15 protein-coding genes are annotated in these 16,973 nt (G+C 38.1%); 8 read left to right on the top strand and 7 right to left on the bottom strand.

Annotation, left to right across the window (positions count from 1 at the left end; genetic code table 11):
• Positions 1-3: 3 nt before the first annotated feature.
• Together B7C41_RS03095 and lrp are read right to left on the bottom strand one after the other, a co-directional pair.
• The gene (locus B7C41_RS03095) at positions 4-2,481 is read right to left on the bottom strand and encodes a DNA translocase FtsK (protein WP_085297324.1); all 2,478 of its coding nucleotides are present in this window, start codon (positions 2,479-2,481) and stop codon (positions 4-6) included.
• A 150-nt stretch (positions 2,482-2,631) separates the two neighbouring features.
• Positions 2,632-3,114: a leucine-responsive transcriptional regulator Lrp gene (gene lrp, locus B7C41_RS03090; protein ID WP_085297322.1), complete on the bottom strand. Its 483-nt coding sequence runs from the start codon at positions 3,112-3,114 to the stop codon at positions 2,632-2,634.
• A gap of 123 nt (positions 3,115-3,237) precedes the next feature.
• Between lrp and ald the strand changes: the two genes are divergently transcribed.
• From ald to aat, 3 genes are all read left to right on the top strand, one after another.
• Entirely contained in the window at positions 3,238-4,359 is a 1,122-nt protein-coding gene (gene ald, locus B7C41_RS03085) for an alanine dehydrogenase (RefSeq protein ID WP_085297320.1), read from the top strand.
• A gap of 261 nt (positions 4,360-4,620) precedes the next feature.
• Positions 4,621-5,580: a thioredoxin-disulfide reductase gene (trxB, locus tag B7C41_RS03080; protein ID WP_085297318.1), complete on the top strand. Its 960-nt coding sequence runs from the start codon at positions 4,621-4,623 to the stop codon at positions 5,578-5,580.
• A 3-nt stretch (positions 5,581-5,583) separates the two neighbouring features.
• Positions 5,584-6,312 (top strand): leucyl/phenylalanyl-tRNA--protein transferase, encoded by a 729-nt coding sequence (gene aat, locus B7C41_RS03075; RefSeq protein WP_085297317.1) that lies wholly within the window; start codon positions 5,584-5,586, stop codon positions 6,310-6,312.
• Here the strand turns inward: aat and B7C41_RS03070 are convergent.
• Entirely contained in the window at positions 6,309-7,436 is a 1,128-nt protein-coding gene (locus B7C41_RS03070) for a GGDEF domain-containing protein (protein WP_085297315.1), read from the bottom strand. The two genes, aat and B7C41_RS03070, sit on opposite strands and share 4 nt — an antisense overlap.
• Positions 7,437-7,659: 223 nt before the next feature.
• Between B7C41_RS03070 and B7C41_RS03065 the strand changes: the two genes are divergently transcribed.
• Both B7C41_RS03065 and infA read left to right on the top strand, forming a co-directional pair.
• A complete protein-coding gene (locus tag B7C41_RS03065) occupies positions 7,660-8,361 on the top strand; it encodes an arginyltransferase (RefSeq protein ID WP_085297313.1) in 702 nt (233 codons plus the stop codon).
• A gap of 84 nt (positions 8,362-8,445) precedes the next feature.
• Complete coding sequence (gene infA / locus B7C41_RS03060; protein WP_011043571.1) at positions 8,446-8,664, top strand: translation initiation factor IF-1; 219 nt, start codon at positions 8,446-8,448, stop codon at positions 8,662-8,664.
• 128 nt (positions 8,665-8,792) lie between these two features.
• On the opposite strand, the gene clpA is transcribed toward infA, so the two are convergent.
• A complete protein-coding gene (gene clpA / locus B7C41_RS03055) occupies positions 8,793-11,045 on the bottom strand; it encodes an ATP-dependent Clp protease ATP-binding subunit ClpA (protein ID WP_085297311.1) in 2,253 nt (750 codons plus the stop codon).
• A 28-nt stretch (positions 11,046-11,073) separates the two neighbouring features.
• Positions 11,074-11,394 carry an ATP-dependent Clp protease adapter ClpS gene (gene clpS / locus B7C41_RS03050; protein WP_085297310.1) on the bottom strand — a complete coding sequence of 107 codons (321 nt, stop codon included), beginning with the start codon at positions 11,392-11,394 and terminating at the stop codon, positions 11,074-11,076.
• Positions 11,395-11,596: 202 nt separating this feature from the next.
• Here clpS and cspD point away from each other — a divergent pair, with 202 nt between their 5' ends.
• Positions 11,597-11,818, top strand: coding sequence for a cold shock domain-containing protein CspD (gene cspD, locus B7C41_RS03045; protein WP_085297309.1), 222 nt, complete (start codon positions 11,597-11,599; stop codon positions 11,816-11,818).
• A gap of 88 nt (positions 11,819-11,906) precedes the next feature.
• Here the strand turns inward: cspD and icd are convergent, their stop codons facing one another.
• Positions 11,907-13,157 (bottom strand): NADP-dependent isocitrate dehydrogenase, encoded by a 1,251-nt coding sequence (gene icd, locus B7C41_RS03040; protein ID WP_085297308.1) that lies wholly within the window; start codon positions 13,155-13,157, stop codon positions 11,907-11,909.
• Between the two features lie 271 nt (positions 13,158-13,428).
• The gene (locus B7C41_RS03035) at positions 13,429-15,660 is read right to left on the bottom strand and encodes an NADP-dependent isocitrate dehydrogenase (RefSeq protein ID WP_085297306.1); all 2,232 of its coding nucleotides are present in this window, start codon (positions 15,658-15,660) and stop codon (positions 13,429-13,431) included.
• A gap of 178 nt (positions 15,661-15,838) precedes the next feature.
• Between B7C41_RS03035 and B7C41_RS03030 the strand changes: the two genes are divergently transcribed.
• Positions 15,839-16,450 carry a pseudouridine synthase gene (locus B7C41_RS03030; RefSeq protein ID WP_085297692.1) on the top strand — a complete coding sequence of 204 codons (612 nt, stop codon included), beginning with the start codon at positions 15,839-15,841 and terminating at the stop codon, positions 16,448-16,450.
• Positions 16,443-16,967, top strand: coding sequence for an NUDIX hydrolase (locus B7C41_RS03025; RefSeq protein WP_085297305.1), 525 nt, complete (start codon positions 16,443-16,445; stop codon positions 16,965-16,967). The genes B7C41_RS03030 and B7C41_RS03025 overlap by 8 nt, the downstream gene beginning before the upstream one ends.
• The last annotated feature ends 6 nt before the right edge of the window (positions 16,968-16,973 follow it).

The raw sequence follows: 16,973 nt of genomic DNA, 5'->3' as shown, positions 1-16,973 counted from the left end.
TACTTATTCCTTAATTGGTGGTGGTGCTAAAACTTCTCGAGCACCATTATTACCCGGTCTACTTACGACACCGTGTAATTCCATTTGTTCAACTATACGAGCGGAGCGGTTATAGCCAATTCTAAATTTACGTTGGATGCTGGAAATAGATACACGGCGGCTTTCAGTAACAAAAGCTAGTGCTTCGTCATATAAGGTATCAAGCTCTTCTTCGCCACTACCTTCTGCTTGCTCGCCTGGTAATAAAATTTCTTGCTCAGTATCACCCGATAATATCTCTTCAATATAATTTGGCTCAGCACGAGACTTCCAATCGCTCACTACGGCGTGCACTTCATGATCATCAACAAACGCGCCGTGTACTCGAATAGGAACCGCTTCTCCGGGAGCTAAGTAGAACATATCTCCCATACCGAGTAATTGTTCAGCGCCTTGCTGATCAAGTATAATTCTTGATTCTATGCGAGACTGTACTCTCAATGCCATACGCGTTGGAATATTAGCTTTAATTAAACCAGTAATAACATCAGCTGAGGGACGCTGTGTCGCAAGTATTAAATGGATACCCGCAGCACGGGCTTTCTGTGCAATTCGCGCTATCAGCTCTTCAACTTTTTTACCAACAATCATCATCATGTCGGCAAACTCATCAACGATAATAACAATTGATGGCAATTTCTCTAACGTTGGAGGCGTTTGAGTGAAGGCATCACTTGGCTGCCATAGCGGGTCTATCATCGGCTCACCATCAGCAATCGCTTGAAGTACTTTATCGTTATAACCTTTTAAATTACGAACGCCCAGTTTCGACATCAACTGATAACGACGTTCCATTTCACCGACGCACCAACGCAACGCATTGGCTGCCTCTTTCATATCAGTAACGACTTCTGAAAGTAAGTGTGGGATGCCATCGTATACCGAAAGCTCAACTTGCTTAGGGTCAATCATGATCATGCGTACATCTTCAGGTGAAGATTTATATAAAATACTGACAATCATGGTATTTACCGCAACAGATTTACCTGAGCCTGTAGTACCGGCAACTAATAAGTGCGGCATTTTAGCCAGGTCGGCAATAACTGGTTCACCCGATATATCACTACCAATTGCCATGGCTAAATTAGACTTTGATTGCGCAAATTTATCGTGCGATACCACATCGGAGAAGAAAACAGTTTCGCGATGTTTATTTGGCAATTCAATGCCAATAACCGATTTACCTTCAATAACTTCGACAACACGAACACTTTTTGCCGACAATGAACGCGCTAAATCTTTTGATAAGTTAGTTATTTTGCTAACTTTAACACCTGGCGCTAAGTTTAATTCAAAACGGGTAATAACTGGGCCAGGAAAAACATCGACCACTTCAGCTTTAATACCAAATTCAATCAGCTTTGCTTCTACTAAACGAGAAACTTTATCAAGTTGCTCTTGATCGATTGGGTTTTTAACACGATCTGCTCTGTCTAATAAGTCCAATGATGGCATGTCAACATAATTAGGCTCTACAGGTTTGTCTTTTTCAAGTTGCTGATAAATTTTGTCATGTAAGGTAGTAGGTTCATCTACAACTATCTTTTCAACAGGCTCAAATGCGGCAGCTATCTCTTCGTCGCTTACATGCTCTTGTACATTTATCGCTAAAGGCTCGCCCATAAGTTCATCAATATCGACAAAAGGTTCACGTTCACGGCTATTGTAAGCACTGTCGTCTTCACTTTGAGCGAATAGGCTTTCATGCTCTTCTTCACTTAGTGCAGCCAATGCTTCTCTAACTTCTTCTGGCTCTTGTTCAAATGCAATGTAGTGGTCAGTCGCTGCTTTATCAGTGGACTGATTATCAACATCATTACTTTCAATAGCAGCAATATTATTTGATAATTCACAATCGCTATTCTCCACAACCTCATTATCTTTCGGTTTTTTCTCTATACCACTGCCCAAGTGCCGCTTGATAAATGCAGGCAATGCAATCAAATATTCTAATGCAGCTATTGTGTATTCACCGATTCTGTCGATAGTTTTAAGTAATGACACACCTGTGAGTAACACAAAACCTGAGCCACAAAAAGTTACAAACAGTAGTGTACTGCCAACAAAGGATAAATAAGGTAATAGAGAGTTACTTAGTACGTCACCTAAAATGCCACCAGCAGAAAAATAAAACACATCATCAAAGTTCATACTGGCAATGGACGTAATACCAATATAGAACAGTATAAAACCAATAAATTTTAAACCTAAGGTCAAGTAATCTAATTGAATTAAACGGTGATACTTTTGAAACAGTAACCAACCGGTAACAGCAATAACAAACGGTAAGCTGTAGGCAATCAAACCAAATAAGTTTAGTAGCAAATCGGAAAGGTATGCACCTATTGCACCACCTAAGTTTCTAACAGATGTTTGATAACCTGTTTGCGACCAGCCTGGATCAGCCGGATCGAAGCTAAATAACGCCAGCATAATGAACATAGCGAAAACGCAAGACACTAATAGTCCTGCTTCGAGAAGGCGCTGAACGCCGTTTAACTTGGGAGATGGTGAAGACAAATGCGCACTCTCGTGAAAAATATCATTATAGTGGAGCTAAAATACCAAACATTAGCGATGAATTAAACGTTATTAACGTTTAATTGGTAAGTGATTCGCGGACTTAACTTCTTCCATAACAACATAAGTTCTGCTTTCGCTCACTGCAGGCAGCCTAAGTAACGTGTCGCCAAGCAATTCTCGGTAGGCAGCCATATCTGCTACACGTGTTTTCAATAAAAAATCAAAGTCGCCAGAAACCAAGTGGCATTCTTGTATAACATCTAAGTCGTGCACTGCTTTGGAAAAGTCATTAAATACATCTGGGCTAGTTTTAGTTAATGTGATCTCTACAATCACCAGTAGCGCGGCTTCAAGTTTATGTGGGTTTAATATCGCTTGATATCCTAAAATATAATCTTCTGCCTCAAGCTTCTTTACTCTTTCTAAACAAGGCGTTGCGCTTAACCCAACACGTTTAGACAATTCTATATTGGATAAGCGGCCATTTTTTTGTAATTCGACTAAAATGTTTCTATCAATTCGATCAATTTTTTTAGATGCTGACGAAGTCACTTATATATATCACTATTTAAATCAACTTTGACAGGATTATATCCTAACAATAAAGCAATAACGACAGGTTAATCCGTAAAAAACTCACTATACTAGTTTCATATTTTTGAGGAGAGATATATTATGATTATTGGCGTACCAAAAGAAATAAAAAACCACGAATACCGCATTGGTTTAACTCCAGCAGGTGTTAAAGAGCTTGTTGTAAATGGCCATAGCGTTATCGTAGAAAATAATGGTGGTGCTTCAATCGGTTTTGATAATGAGCAATACATTACTGCCGGTGCAAAAATCATCGATTCTGCAGCAGAGATATTTGCTACAGCTGAGATGATTATTAAAGTTAAAGAGCCACAACCTATTGAATGTAAAATGCTTCGCCCGGGCCAAGTATTATTTACTTACTTACATTTAGCACCAGATCCACAACAAACTGAATTATTAGTAGCATCAGGCGCAACTTGTATTGCTTATGAAACCGTTACTCAAAACGGTGGCGGTTTACCGCTTTTAGCACCTATGTCTGAGGTTGCTGGCCGTATGTCTATTCAAGCAGGCGCACATGCTCTAGAAAAAGCACAAGGTGGTTTAGGCGCATTATTGGGCGGTGTTCCTGGCGTAGCTCCTGCGAAAGTACTAATCGTTGGTGGTGGTGTTGTTGGTACTCAAGCGGCACGTATGGCTGTGGGCATGGGCGCTGATGTAACTGTTTTAGACCGTTCATTACCACGTCTGCGTCAACTTGATACTGAATTTGATGGTCGATTGAAAACCGTTTATTCCACTGCTGATGCAATGGACCAACTTATTATTGAAGCTGATTTAGTTGTTGGTGCGGTATTAATTCCAGGTGCAGCGGCGCCGAAATTAGTCACAGCACAGCATATTAAAATGATGAAGAAAGGTGCGGTAATCGTTGATGTTGCAATCGATCAAGGTGGTTGTTTTGAGACTTCAAAAGCCACAACGCACCAAGATCCAACTTACGTTGTTGATGATGTTGTACATTACTGCGTGGCTAACATGCCAGGTGGTGTTGCAAGAACATCAACAATGGCGCTAACAAACGCAACAATGCCGTTTACAGTAACTTTAGCAAATAAAGGTGCTAAGCAAGCGATGCTTGATGATGCTCACCTTATGGCGGGTTTAAACGTTTTAGGTGGCAAAATAACTTATAAGCCTGTTGCTGATGTATTGGGTTACGAATACGTACCTGCAGAAGATGCTATTGCCACTCTGTAAGAACATAAAAAATTAAACATTAGAAACCGTTATCGAATAGATGGCGGTTTTTTTATCTCTTAAATAAATCGAATACAACAGTGGTAAAAGCGCTAATTACCATTTATCAGTATGATCCTAAGGCTATTTTGTAACTTTAAGCTTGCAGTTTTGTGAAATAAGTAATTATTTATAATTATTTCTTTGTTGCTCTCTTGAGATAATCCCTTAGAATCCCAACCATTAAAAACATCAATATATTTTTCTTTTTTGGAGTAGTTCATGAGCGAAGCAAGACATTGCCCGTTACTCATCTTGGGTTCAGGCCCTGCTGGTTATACAGCCGCTGTTTATGCAGCACGTGCAAATTTAAAACCTGTAATGATCACAGGTTTACAACAAGGTGGCCAATTGACTACCACTACTGAAGTAGAAAACTGGCCAGGCGATGCTGACGACTTAACGGGTCCAGCATTAATGGAGCGTATGCAAAAGCATGCTGAAAAGTTTGATACTGAAATTATTTTCGATCACATCAATGAGGTTGATTTTAGTGAAAAGCCTTACAAACTAAAAGGCGACTCTGGCAACTTTACTTGTGACGCGTTAATCATTTGTACAGGTGCATCGGCACAATACCTAGGTCTACCTTCTGAAGAAGCCTTTATGGGTAAGGGTGTTTCTGCTTGTGCTACTTGTGACGGTTTTTTCTACCGTAACCAAAAAGTTGCTGTCGTTGGTGGTGGTAATACGGCTGTTGAAGAAGCGCTTTACCTTTCAAACATTGCTTCAGAAGTCCATTTAGTTCACCGTCGTGACACTTTCCGCTCAGAAAAGATTTTAACTAAGCGTTTAATGGACAAAGTTGCTAACGGCAACATCATATTACACCTAGATCGCACTTTAGATGAAGTGTTAGGCGACAATATGGGTGTTACAGGCCTTCGTCTTAAAGACATGAAATCTGATGCTACCGAAGAGTTAGAAGTAATGGGAGTATTTATTGCCATCGGTCATAAACCAAATACTGATATTTTCAAAGACCAATTAGACATGAAAGACGGTTACCTTACGATCCAAAGTGGTACGAATGGTAATGCAACACAAACTAACGTTGAAGGTATTTATGCTGCTGGTGATGTTGCCGACCATATTTATCGTCAAGCGATTACTTCTGCAGGTGCAGGTTGTATGGCTGCATTAGATGCAGAGCGCTACCTTGATGCGCAAGGCAGCAAGTAATATATGAATGGTGCTATCCCGTGGTTATCATTGGATAGCACTACCTTCCCCGATTTATCAACAGCATTAACTGATCCTAATGGCTTACTTGCCTTTGGCGATGATTTAACCCCGAAAAGAATATTTCAAGCCTACCAACAAGGTATTTTTCCTTGGTTTAGCGATGGTGATCCTGTTATGTGGTGGAGTCCTGATCCTCGAGCTATCATTGATATTAGCCAACTAAAAATTAATAAAACCTTAAACAAAGTCTTAAAAAGGCAAGAGTTTACCGTTACGGTAAATAAAAGTTTTCTCCAAGTCATCGAATACTGTGCAGATGCCCCCTTTCGCACTGAAGAAACCTGGATTGTGCAACCTATGCTAACCGCATACAAGACACTGCATCATGAAGGTAAAGCCCATTCTATTGAAGTTTGGCTTGAAAGCGAATTGGTTGGTGGTTTGTACGGTGTGGCAGTCAATGGCTATTTTTCCGGAGAATCAATGTTTTACACTCATAGTAATGCGTCTAAAGTAGCGTTAGTTTATTTGGCAAAGCTACTGAAATCAGTTAACGTGAATCTAATTGATTGCCAAATGTTGAACCCTTTTCTTGCTTCAATGGGCTGTGTTGAGATTTCAAGAGCGCAATTTATAAAGCAGCAGCTACAAGCTAAAAGTATCCAAATGCCCAAAGATTTCTGGTTGCCTAGGCAATTAACCTTGTTTAACTCGGGACGCCAGAGTTAGTTAACGTTTGAATTCTTGACATTCAACTGGCTCTCATTCGACAATATAACACTGCCATTTCTACCTTTAGACTTTGCTTGATAAAGTGCCTTATCTGCGCGGGCATAAATTGAGGTTTCATTGTCCTCAGATTTAAATATTACGCCACCAATACTAACGGTTAACGTTTTAGCAACTGATGAATTTGGATGAATAATAGCTGCGTCAGCAATTGATTGATGTATACGTTGGCAAATTTTATTTGCAGTATATAAGTCAACATCGGGTACTAATATCGCAAACTCTTCTCCACCTAACCGCGCTACAATGTCAGTTTCTCTCTGAAAACTATCAGTGAGTATTTTTGCAATATTAACCAAGCACTTATCACCCTCAGGGTGACCAAAACTATCGTTATATTGCTTAAAATAGTCGACATCGAGAATGAGTAATGTAAAACCTAAATTGAAACGTTTTGCACTCGCCAATAATGAAGCTAATGCTAACCTAAAGCCTTTTCTGTTCTGAATTTGAGTTAAGTCATCAATAATACTGAGTCGCTGTAACTGGCGCTTTAACATCTCATTTTTAATCACATGATACTGGCCTTTAGTTAATAATTTTCGAATCGTTAACATGAACAAGAACAGTAAAACAGGAAACTTACTAAAGGAAATAAACAAATCAAATGTTGTTAGCTGCATTTGTAACTGTAGTAAGGCGAATGCCGTAGCAAAAGCAATAGAAGATAATAGCAACAAAGATATATTGGAGTAGTTAGCGAGAAGAGAGCATATAAAAGCAATGATAAGTACATCTACTGCAGATCCAGCTTCTCCCCATTGGTCATGGATAATAAAGGCAATACCTAGCCAAGCGATAGTCAACATCACCGATGATAAATAAAAATTAATAAAACGATATTTATTCGTTCGAAGATATATACATGAAATAATAATACTTAGGCCAATGACTATAAATGCGAACATAGCGGCACTACTAAGTGGCTGACTTTCTATATTCAAATAAAGTGTGACAATAGCATGAAAAAATATTACTAAAATCAACATCCATTGAATACTGGATTTATTGACTGTATGTTGAATTTCTTTGGAATATTCTTTCCATTCTGCAGATTTTTTCAAAGAATATCATCCGTAGATTAACCTAACTTAATTATATCTTAAAATATTTAGGTTCGTTAAAAAGTTGTATGTTTATTGATATCTAACAAAGAATTACACATCGAGCATTTTTATAAGCAACTAATTCAATTAACCGTTAAAATTGTTATAGTTAAGGTGTAGTTTATCAACTTAACTATAACAATATATTTCAGTAGCTTAAGAACATAGATTAAGGTAAACAATGAATTCCAATTATAAATTTGGTGTTACACAATCTTTTCAGTGCAATTATTTAGACGATCAATATGAACGTCTGTTAATTGCTGTAGATCCCATTTTGCATGATAGTGAACATTATAGTTGGTTGATGCACCAAGGCTTTAGACGTAGCGGCAATGATATTTATCGTCCACACTGTTTGTCTTGTCAAGCCTGCCAATCTCTGAGAGTACTGGTAGCTAACTTCACTCCTTCAAAAAGTCAAAAGCGTTTATTAAAACGTAGTCAAAGTTTTGTGGTCAAACTAAGTGATAACGTTAAAAGCAGCTATTACCCACTATACGAAAAATATATTAACGAAGTTCATACAGACGGCAGCATGTTTCCTGCATCACCAGAGCAGTTTCGAAGTTTTACAGAAAATGACGTTACCGAACAAATTTATATAGAGATATGGCATGGTGAAGAGTTGATCAGTGTTGCCGTCACTGATGACATTCCCAATGCCTTATCGGCCGTATATACTTTTTATCACCCTGCGTATAGAAAGTATGGCTTAGGCGTGTTGTCAATTCTTAAACAAATTGATATTTCCCATCAGTTGTCTCGTGATTTTCTTTACTTGGGGTACCAAATAAATGACTGTGAAAAAATGAATTATAAAAACCGCTATAAACCACACCAAATTTTAATAGAAAACCAGTGGAATACCGTAAATAAATAACACTATAGCTTTACATTAGGCCTGCAATTCGGCATTATCTGCGCAGCTTTTTATTTACGCATTACTTTAGAGGTTTAGCGCCCAATGGCGAAAGAAGAAAATATTGAAATGCAAGGTACTGTTTTAGATACTTTGCCAAATACTATGTTCCGTGTTGAATTAGAAAATGGCCATGTCGTTACCGCTCATATTTCTGGAAAAATGCGCAAGAACTACATCCGTATTTTGACTGGCGATAAAGTCACAGTTGAGTTAACTCCTTACGACTTGTCTAAAGGCCGTATTATCTTCCGTGCTAGATAAAAAATAACTCATTTTTAAAAAACGCTTTAATTAGCGTTTTTTTATATCTAAAATACAGAGGAAGCTGTTAGTTTATTCAATAAAAAAGCCGAGTCATACTCGGCTTTTTCACATTCAAAGTTCAAAATTTAGTGTTCAACTAACTCCTTTTTAGGTTCATAGTTAATTACTAGCTTCTCTTTCTTGACAGCAACTTTAGCAACACCGCCCTTAGCTAACTCACCAAACAATAGTTCATTAGCGAGTGGTTTCTTCAGTTGTTCTTGAATTAATCGAGCCATAGGTCGTGCGCCCATCGCTTTATCATATCCATGGATTGCCATCCATTTCTTAGCACCTTTAGTAACTTCTAACGATACGCCCTTCTCATCAAGTTGTACTTGTAACTCAACAATAAACTTATCTACCACTTGTTGAAGTACATCATTATCTAGGTGATTAAACCAAACAATATTATCTAAGCGGTTACGAAACTCTGGCGAGAATACTTTATTGATTTCTTCCATTGCATCTAAGCTGTTATCTTGCTGCTTAAAGCCAATCGACTGTTTCGTGGTGTGTGCAACACCTGCATTCGTTGTTAACACTAATATAATATTTCTAAAATCAGCTTTTCGGCCATTATTATCAGTTAAGGTCCCGTGATCCATTACTTGTAATAGAATGTTATAAACATCCTCATGTGCTTTTTCAATTTCATCTAATAACACCACAGCATGTGGGTTTTTAATTACCGCATCGGTTAATAACCCACCTTGCTCGTACCCAACATAACCAGGTGGTGCACCAATTAAGCGGCTAACAGCATGTTTTTCCATATACTCTGACATGTCGTAGCGTAACAACTCCACGCCTAACACTTTCGCTAATTGTTGTGTCACTTCTGTTTTACCCACTCCTGTCGGCCCGGCAAAAATAAAAGAACCAACCGGTTTACGTTCATTACCTAAACCAGCACGAGACAAACGAATAACTGAAGATAATTCATCAATAGCATGATCTTGACCAAACACTACTAACTTCAAGTTTCTATCTAATGTCTTTAAACTATCAATTTCAGTTGAAGAAACTGATTTTTCTGGAATACGGGCAATTTTAGCAACAAGATTTTCAATATCAGTATTGCTAATTATTTTTTTTCTTTTTGATGGCTCAATTAATTGCTGACGAGCACCCGCTTCATCAATAACGTCAATCGCTTTATCAGGTAAAAAACGTTCATTAATATACTTTGCTGATAACTGAGCCGCCGCGCGTAATGCTTGATTAGAATAACGAATGCCATGATGAGCTTCATACTTATCTTTTAAACCATGTAATATTTTTGTTGTATCATCAACACTAGGCTCAACGACATCAATTTTTTGAAACCTTCGAGCTAAAGCGCGATCTTTTTCAAAAATACTTTGGTATTCTTGATAGGTTGTTGAGCCTAAACAGCGTAATTTCCCTGAGGAAAGTAAAGGCTTAAGCAAGTTAGATGCATCCATCATGCCGCCAGATGCAGCACCTGCCCCTATAATGGTATGTATTTCATCGATAAATAATATTGCATTACCATCTTGCTCTAATTCTTTTAACAAGGCTTTGAAACGTTTTTCAAAATCACCTCTATATTTAGTACCTGCGAGTAATGCCCCCATATCAAGTGAGTAAATTGTCGCATTACGTAAAAATTCAGGTGCATCATCAGATATTGCCAAATTGGCTAAACCTTCTGCGATTGCTGTTTTACCAACACCGGCTTCGCCAACGTATAGAGGATTATTTTTACGACGACGGCTCAAGACCTGTAAGGTACGTTCAAGCTCACTATCTCGCCCTATTAGTGGGTCAATGTTACCTTTTAATGCTTCTTCGTTAAGATTAGTAGAAAAGTTCTCAATGGTACGAGGCTCTTCTTCACTTGTTTGTGCTTGTTCTTCACTATTAGCGTTGTTTTGCTCTATTTTTGCAATGCCGTGAGAAATAAAATTAACAATATCTAATCGGCTAATATCTGACTTTTTCAAAAAGTAAGCCGCTTGTGATTCCTGCTCACTAAAAATAGCGACCAAAACATTCGCGCCATTTACTTCACTTTTGCCTGATGATTGAACATGAAATACTGCCCGCTGCAATACGCGTTGAAAGCCTAATGTAGGCTGAGTTTCTCGCTCTTCTTCACCTGTTGGAATAACAGGGGTCGTTTCAGCAATAAAAGCTAACAACTCTTTTTTTAGCTTGACCATATCCGCACCACAAGCATGTAGAGCATCAATGGATGAAGGGTTGTCTAAAAGCGCCAATAATAAATGTTCAACCGTCATAAATTCATGGCGAGACTCTTTAGCCTGACGAAAAGCCACATTTAACGATACTTCTAAATCTTTATTTAGCATAGGTTACTCCAATTAAAATCTTGCGTAATTACGCTTTTTCCATTGTGCATTTTAGGGGGTGCTCGTTGCTGATCGCGTAACTTAAGACTTGATCAACTTTAGTTTCTGCTACCTCAGCAGTATAAGTACCACATCGCCCTTTTCCTTTGTAATGAACTGCTAACATTACGTCAGTTGCTTGCTCTGAATCCATATTAAAAAACTTACACAGTACATCGATAACAAAATCCATTGGCGTATAATCGTCATTTAGTAAAACAACGTCATACATTGGAGGTTTCTGATGCTTCTCAATAGTCTCATCATCAAGTACCGCTTGGTCATCTACTAACTCTTTCCATTTACTCATAATTCTATATTAGTCTGTCAGTCAAATTTTTGCTTTAAGATTTGAAAAAATAATAAGGTTAAATTGCCACTTTTCTCTTGACTATTCTGTTTTATTATCTACGATTTACTTCAGTGGGCATTTTTTACCCACCTATAATGAAAACTGTATGCTTTAGGGAAAGCATACCTAATTACCGATGATTTTAGAAGGATGTTGAAGTATGGCTCACGGTACAGTGAAGTGGTTTAATAATGCAAAAGGGTTTGGTTTTATTCGTCCAGAGGATGGTGGTGAAGATATATTTGCTCATTACTCTACAATTCAGATGGAAGGATACCGTACTTTAAAAGCCGGGCAAGACGTAAACTACGAATTAAATGCAGGACCAAAAGGTCATCATGCGGCAAGCATTACCCCATCAGAATTAGAAGCAGAAGATTAATTAAAAAAATTCTTTTTGGCGTAAAATAAAAAACACAGTATTGCGACTGTGTTTTTTTATGCTAAACGAATATCAAACAGTTTTTATTTTACATATGCTCAATAATACAATCACCAAACTCAGAACAAGTAACCAAAGTTGCATCATCCATTAAACGTTCGAAGTCATAAGTAACAGTTTTTGCGTTAATTGCACCTGACATGCCTTTTAATAGCAGGTTAGCAGCTTCAGTCCACCCCATATGGCGCAACATCATTTCCGCTGATAAAATAACTGAACCAGGATTAACTTTATTAAGTCCTGCATATTTAGGCGCAGTACCGTGTGTAGCTTCAAAAATTGCTACTTCATCATTTAAATTAGCACCTGGTGCAATACCAATGCCGCCTACTTGCGCAGCTAAAGCATCTGATAAATAATCACCATTAAGGTTTAGCGTCGCAATAACACTATATTCTGCTGGGCGTAATAATATTTGTTGCAGCATAGCATCAGCAATAACGTCCTTAATAATAATTTCTTTACCCGTTTTAGGATTTTTTAAGCTACACCAAGGTCCACCATTTAATAAATCAGCACCAAATTCTTCTCGAGCAAGCTCATAACCCCAATCTTTAAATGCTCCTTCGGTAAACTTCATAATATTACCTTTGTGCACTAAGGTTACCGATTCTCGATCATTATCAATAGCATATTGAATAGCTTGTCGCACTAATCGTTGTGTGCCCTCTTTCGAGACAGGTTTAATACCAATGCCACAATTCTCTTCAAAGCGGATTTTGGTTACGCCCATTTCTTGCGTTAAAAAGTTAATCATTTTTTTTGCTTGATCAGTGCCCGCTTGATATTCAATACCAGCATAAATATCTTCTGAATTTTCACGAAAAATAACCATATCAACTTCACTAGGCTTTTTAACTGGGCTTGGCACCCCTGTAAACCATTGCACTGGTCGTTGGCAAACATACAAATCTAAAATTTGTCTCAAGGCAACATTCAGTGAGCGCATACCACCACCTACTGGCGTAGTTAACGGCCCTTTAATGCCTACCTTATATTCTTTAAACATTGCCAAGGTTTCATCAGGCAACCAAGTTTCAGAGTCATACATTTGTGTTGCTTTTTCACCAGCATAAACTTCCATCCAATGAATTTTTTTATCACTACCATAAGCTTCAGTAACAGCAGCATCAACAACTTTCATCATTGGCGGTGTTACATCAACACCGATACCATCACCTTCAATAAAAGGAATAATTGGGTTGTTTGGCACATTTAAAATACCATCAACAAAGGTGATTTTATCACCTGCACTAGGAATTTTTACATGGTTCGGCATCTGACGTCTCCAAATTTACTAATGAAAATAGCCGTTTGCTAGTTTCTTTCTCATTTAAACTAAATGAAAAAGAGCAAAGACACTAATACTTAAAAGGTGATAGTCAATATCACTGCTATGAATAATTAAAACGGGTGTTTTAATTATTTGCAAATTTTTATGACTCTATTTTTAAATTAATTTATAAATGAATAGGCTTTTCCAGTTAAAACCTTAAATTTTAGGCAAAAAAAAGCTAGGCATAAGCCTAGCTCTTAATAATTAGTCTAATCTATAACAAGCTAGACAAAATAGTGTTTAACGTTTCACTTGGACGCATCGCTTTAGCGGCTAGCGCTGCATCAGCAAAATAGTAACCATTGATATCCATGCTAGGACCTTGTGCAGCGTTTAATTCTTCAACAATTTTAGCTTCTTGCTTAGTTAATGCTTGAGCAATCGCAACAAAGCTAGATTTTAAGCTTTCATCGTTAGTTTGCTCTGCAAGCGCTTGTGCCCAGTACATTGCTAAATAGAAGTGAGAACCACGGTTATCTAATTCACCAACACGACGTGACGGTGACTTGTTCTCTTGTAAAAACTTAGCCGTTGCGCTATCAAGCGTATCAGCTAAAACTTGTGCTTTAGCATTACCGGTATTAACACTTAAATGTTCAAGTGAAGCCGCTAACGCAAGAAACTCACCTAAAGAATCCCAACGTAAGTGGTTTTCTTTTTCGAATTGTTGTACATGCTTAGGCGCTGAGCCACCAGCACCTGTTTCAAATAAACCACCACCATTCATAAGTGGTACAATTGAAAGCATTTTTGCACTTGTACCTAATTCTAAAATTGGGAACAAGTCAGTAAGGTAATCACGTAAAACGTTACCTGTTACTGAAATAGTATCTTCGCCTTTAGCTACACGAGCTAAAGTAAATTCACACGCAGCAACCGGCGCCATAATTTTAATATCTAAACCAGTTGTATCGTGATCAGCAAGATAAGTATTTACTTTCTTGATCATCTGAGCATCGTGGCCACGATTTTCATCTAACCAAAATATTGCTGGTGTATTGCTAGCTTTAGCACGTGTTACGGCTAATTTAACCCAGTCTTGAATTGGAGCGTCTTTTGCTTGACACATTCTCCAAATATCACCTTCGGCAACAGCATGTTCAATTAACGTTTCGCCATTGTCATTAACAACGCGCATTGTACCTTCACCTGTCATAGTGAATGTTTTGTCATGCGAACCATATTCTTCAGCTTTTTGCGCCATCAAACCAACGTTAGGTACTGTACCCATTGTTGTTGGGTTAAATGCACCATTTTCACGACAAAAATCTACAACAGCAGAAAAGACACCTGCGTAATTACGATCAGGGATCATAAATTTAGTTTCTTTTTGCGTTCCATCCGGTGCCCACATCATACCCGAAGCACGTAATGCCGCTGGCATAGAAGCATCAATAATAACATCGCTTGGTACGTGTAAATTCGTAATGCCTTTATCAGAATCAACCATAGCTAATTCAGGACGAGTTGCGTATACCGCTTGAATATCAGCTTCAATTTCTGCTTTTTTCTCTGCCGATAAACGAGCGATTTTAGCGTAAACATCACCAATACCATTATTAGCATCAACACCTAGTTGGTCAAATGTAGCGCCGTGTTTAGCAAAAACGTCTTTGTAGAAAACTTTAACTGCGTGACCAAACATAATTGGATCAGATACTTTCATCATGGTTGCTTTAAGGTGCAACGATAACAAAACATCTTCAGATTTTGCTTTTTCTGTTTCAGAGGCAAAAAACTCAACAAGGGCTTTTTTGCTCATTACAGATGCATCAATAACTTCTTGGTCTAATAATGCTAAATGTTCTTTTAATAAAGTCACTTCGCCATTTTGAGCAACGTATTCAATTTTAACGTTCGTGGCACCGTTAATCGTAACGGATTTCTCGCTACCGTAAAAATCGCCAGATTGCATATGTGCAACGTGCGATTTTGTTGTTGGTGACCATGCGCCCATAGAATGAGGGTTGTTACGAGCATATTGCTTTACAGAGCCCGGAGCACGACGGTCTGAGTTACCTTCACGTAAGACCGGGTTTACTGCAGAGCCTAAAACTTTTGCATAAGTCAGTTTAATTGACTCTTCTGCTTCGTTTTGTGGCTCTTCAGGAAAGTCTGGTAAGTTATAACCTTTAGCTTGAAGTTCTTTAATTACCGCTTGTAACTGCGGGATTGACGCAGAAATGTTAGGTAACTTAATGATGTTAGCTTCAGGTGTTTTGGCTAATTCGCCTAACTCAGCCAAAGCATCATCCATTCTTTGCTCTGGTGTTAAGTATTTTGGAAAATTAGAGATGATACGACCGGCCAATGAAATATCGCGTGTTTCAACAGCAATAGCAGAAGAAGCTGTAAATGCTTTAACGATTGGTAAAAAAGAATGCGTTGCTAAAGCTGGCGCTTCATCGGTAATAGTGTAAATAATTTTTGATGTATCTGTGCTCATTTAAAATCCTTTGCTGATTTGCTATTAATCGATAAAATGAATAACTACGCAATTAGAATAACTATTCATTTTATCGATAAAAAAATATTTTTGCGCGCGCATAGTATCGGAATTCAAAGCGCATTAAAATAGATGAATTATCGACGAGTAAAAATCAACAAGGCAGAAAATTGTGACAATTAAGCAAAATCAGGCGTTTGCGCGCAATAATAAGCGAAAGCCTATAAAGGTACGACCAGTTAACTTTAAAGTCGAAGTTGTGCTTTTTAACAAGCCTTTTGATGTTTTAAGCCAATTTACTGATGATCAAAACCGAAAAACCTTAAAAGATTACATCGACGTAAAAGATGTTTATGCTGCTGGCCGCCTTGACCGCGATAGCGAAGGATTATTGCTACTAACTAATGATGGTAAACTTCAACATAAATTAGCGAACCCAAGTCAAAAAACAAATAAAACCTACTGGGCGCAAGTTGAAGGAGTGCCTACTGATTTAGATATTAATGCACTTTGCCAAGGTGTCGAATTAAAAGACGGCATGACCAAACCCGCGAAGGTCAGCATAATTTCTGAGCCAAAAATATGGCCACGCACCCCTCCTATTCGTGAACGCGCAGCAATTCCCACTACTTGGTTAGAAATCACCATTCAAGAAGGTCGAAATAGACAAGTGAGGCGTATGACCGCCCATATTGGCTTCCCTACCCTTAGGTTAATTCGTTATCGCATAGGACAATGGACGATAGATGGCATTGAGAATGGCCGTTATAAAAGGTTAAGCAATGTCTAAATCAACATTTAGTAACGATATCGAAATCGACAAAACGCTTGATAAGCAAGAAATTAATTCACATGGCAGTGATCAGTTCAAGCCTAATACAACTGTCGCCGTTGTGGTGGCTTATCAAAATAAATTTCTCCTAGTAGAAGAATTAGAGCATGGAAAAACGGTCTACAACCAACCTGCTGGGCACTTAGAGAGTAATGAAAGCTTAATTAGCGCTATTGAGCGTGAACTAAAAGAAGAAACTGGAATTTCAAAATCGCCAGAATACCTTTGCGGTATCTACTATTATTACCGCGCTGCTATCAATCTCTATTATTTGAGATTTTGCTTTGTTATAGAATTAGATACTATCTTAGCCACACAACCTGAAGACGATGAAATCATCGCTTGTCACTGGTTAACCTTGGCTGAAATTAAAGAAAAATCAGCGCAATTACGTAGTCCTTTGGTATTAGAATGTATTGAAGACTACCTTGAAGGAAAAAAAATACCATTAAGTCACTTAAAATCTAATCTTTAATCTATC

The sequence above is a fragment of the Cognaticolwellia mytili genome (assembly GCF_002104475.1).
Lineage (GTDB): Bacteria > Pseudomonadota > Gammaproteobacteria > Enterobacterales > Alteromonadaceae > Cognaticolwellia > Cognaticolwellia mytili.
The sequence above is the reverse complement of the archived record's forward strand: the minus strand, read 5'-3'. Positions and strand labels throughout refer to the sequence as shown.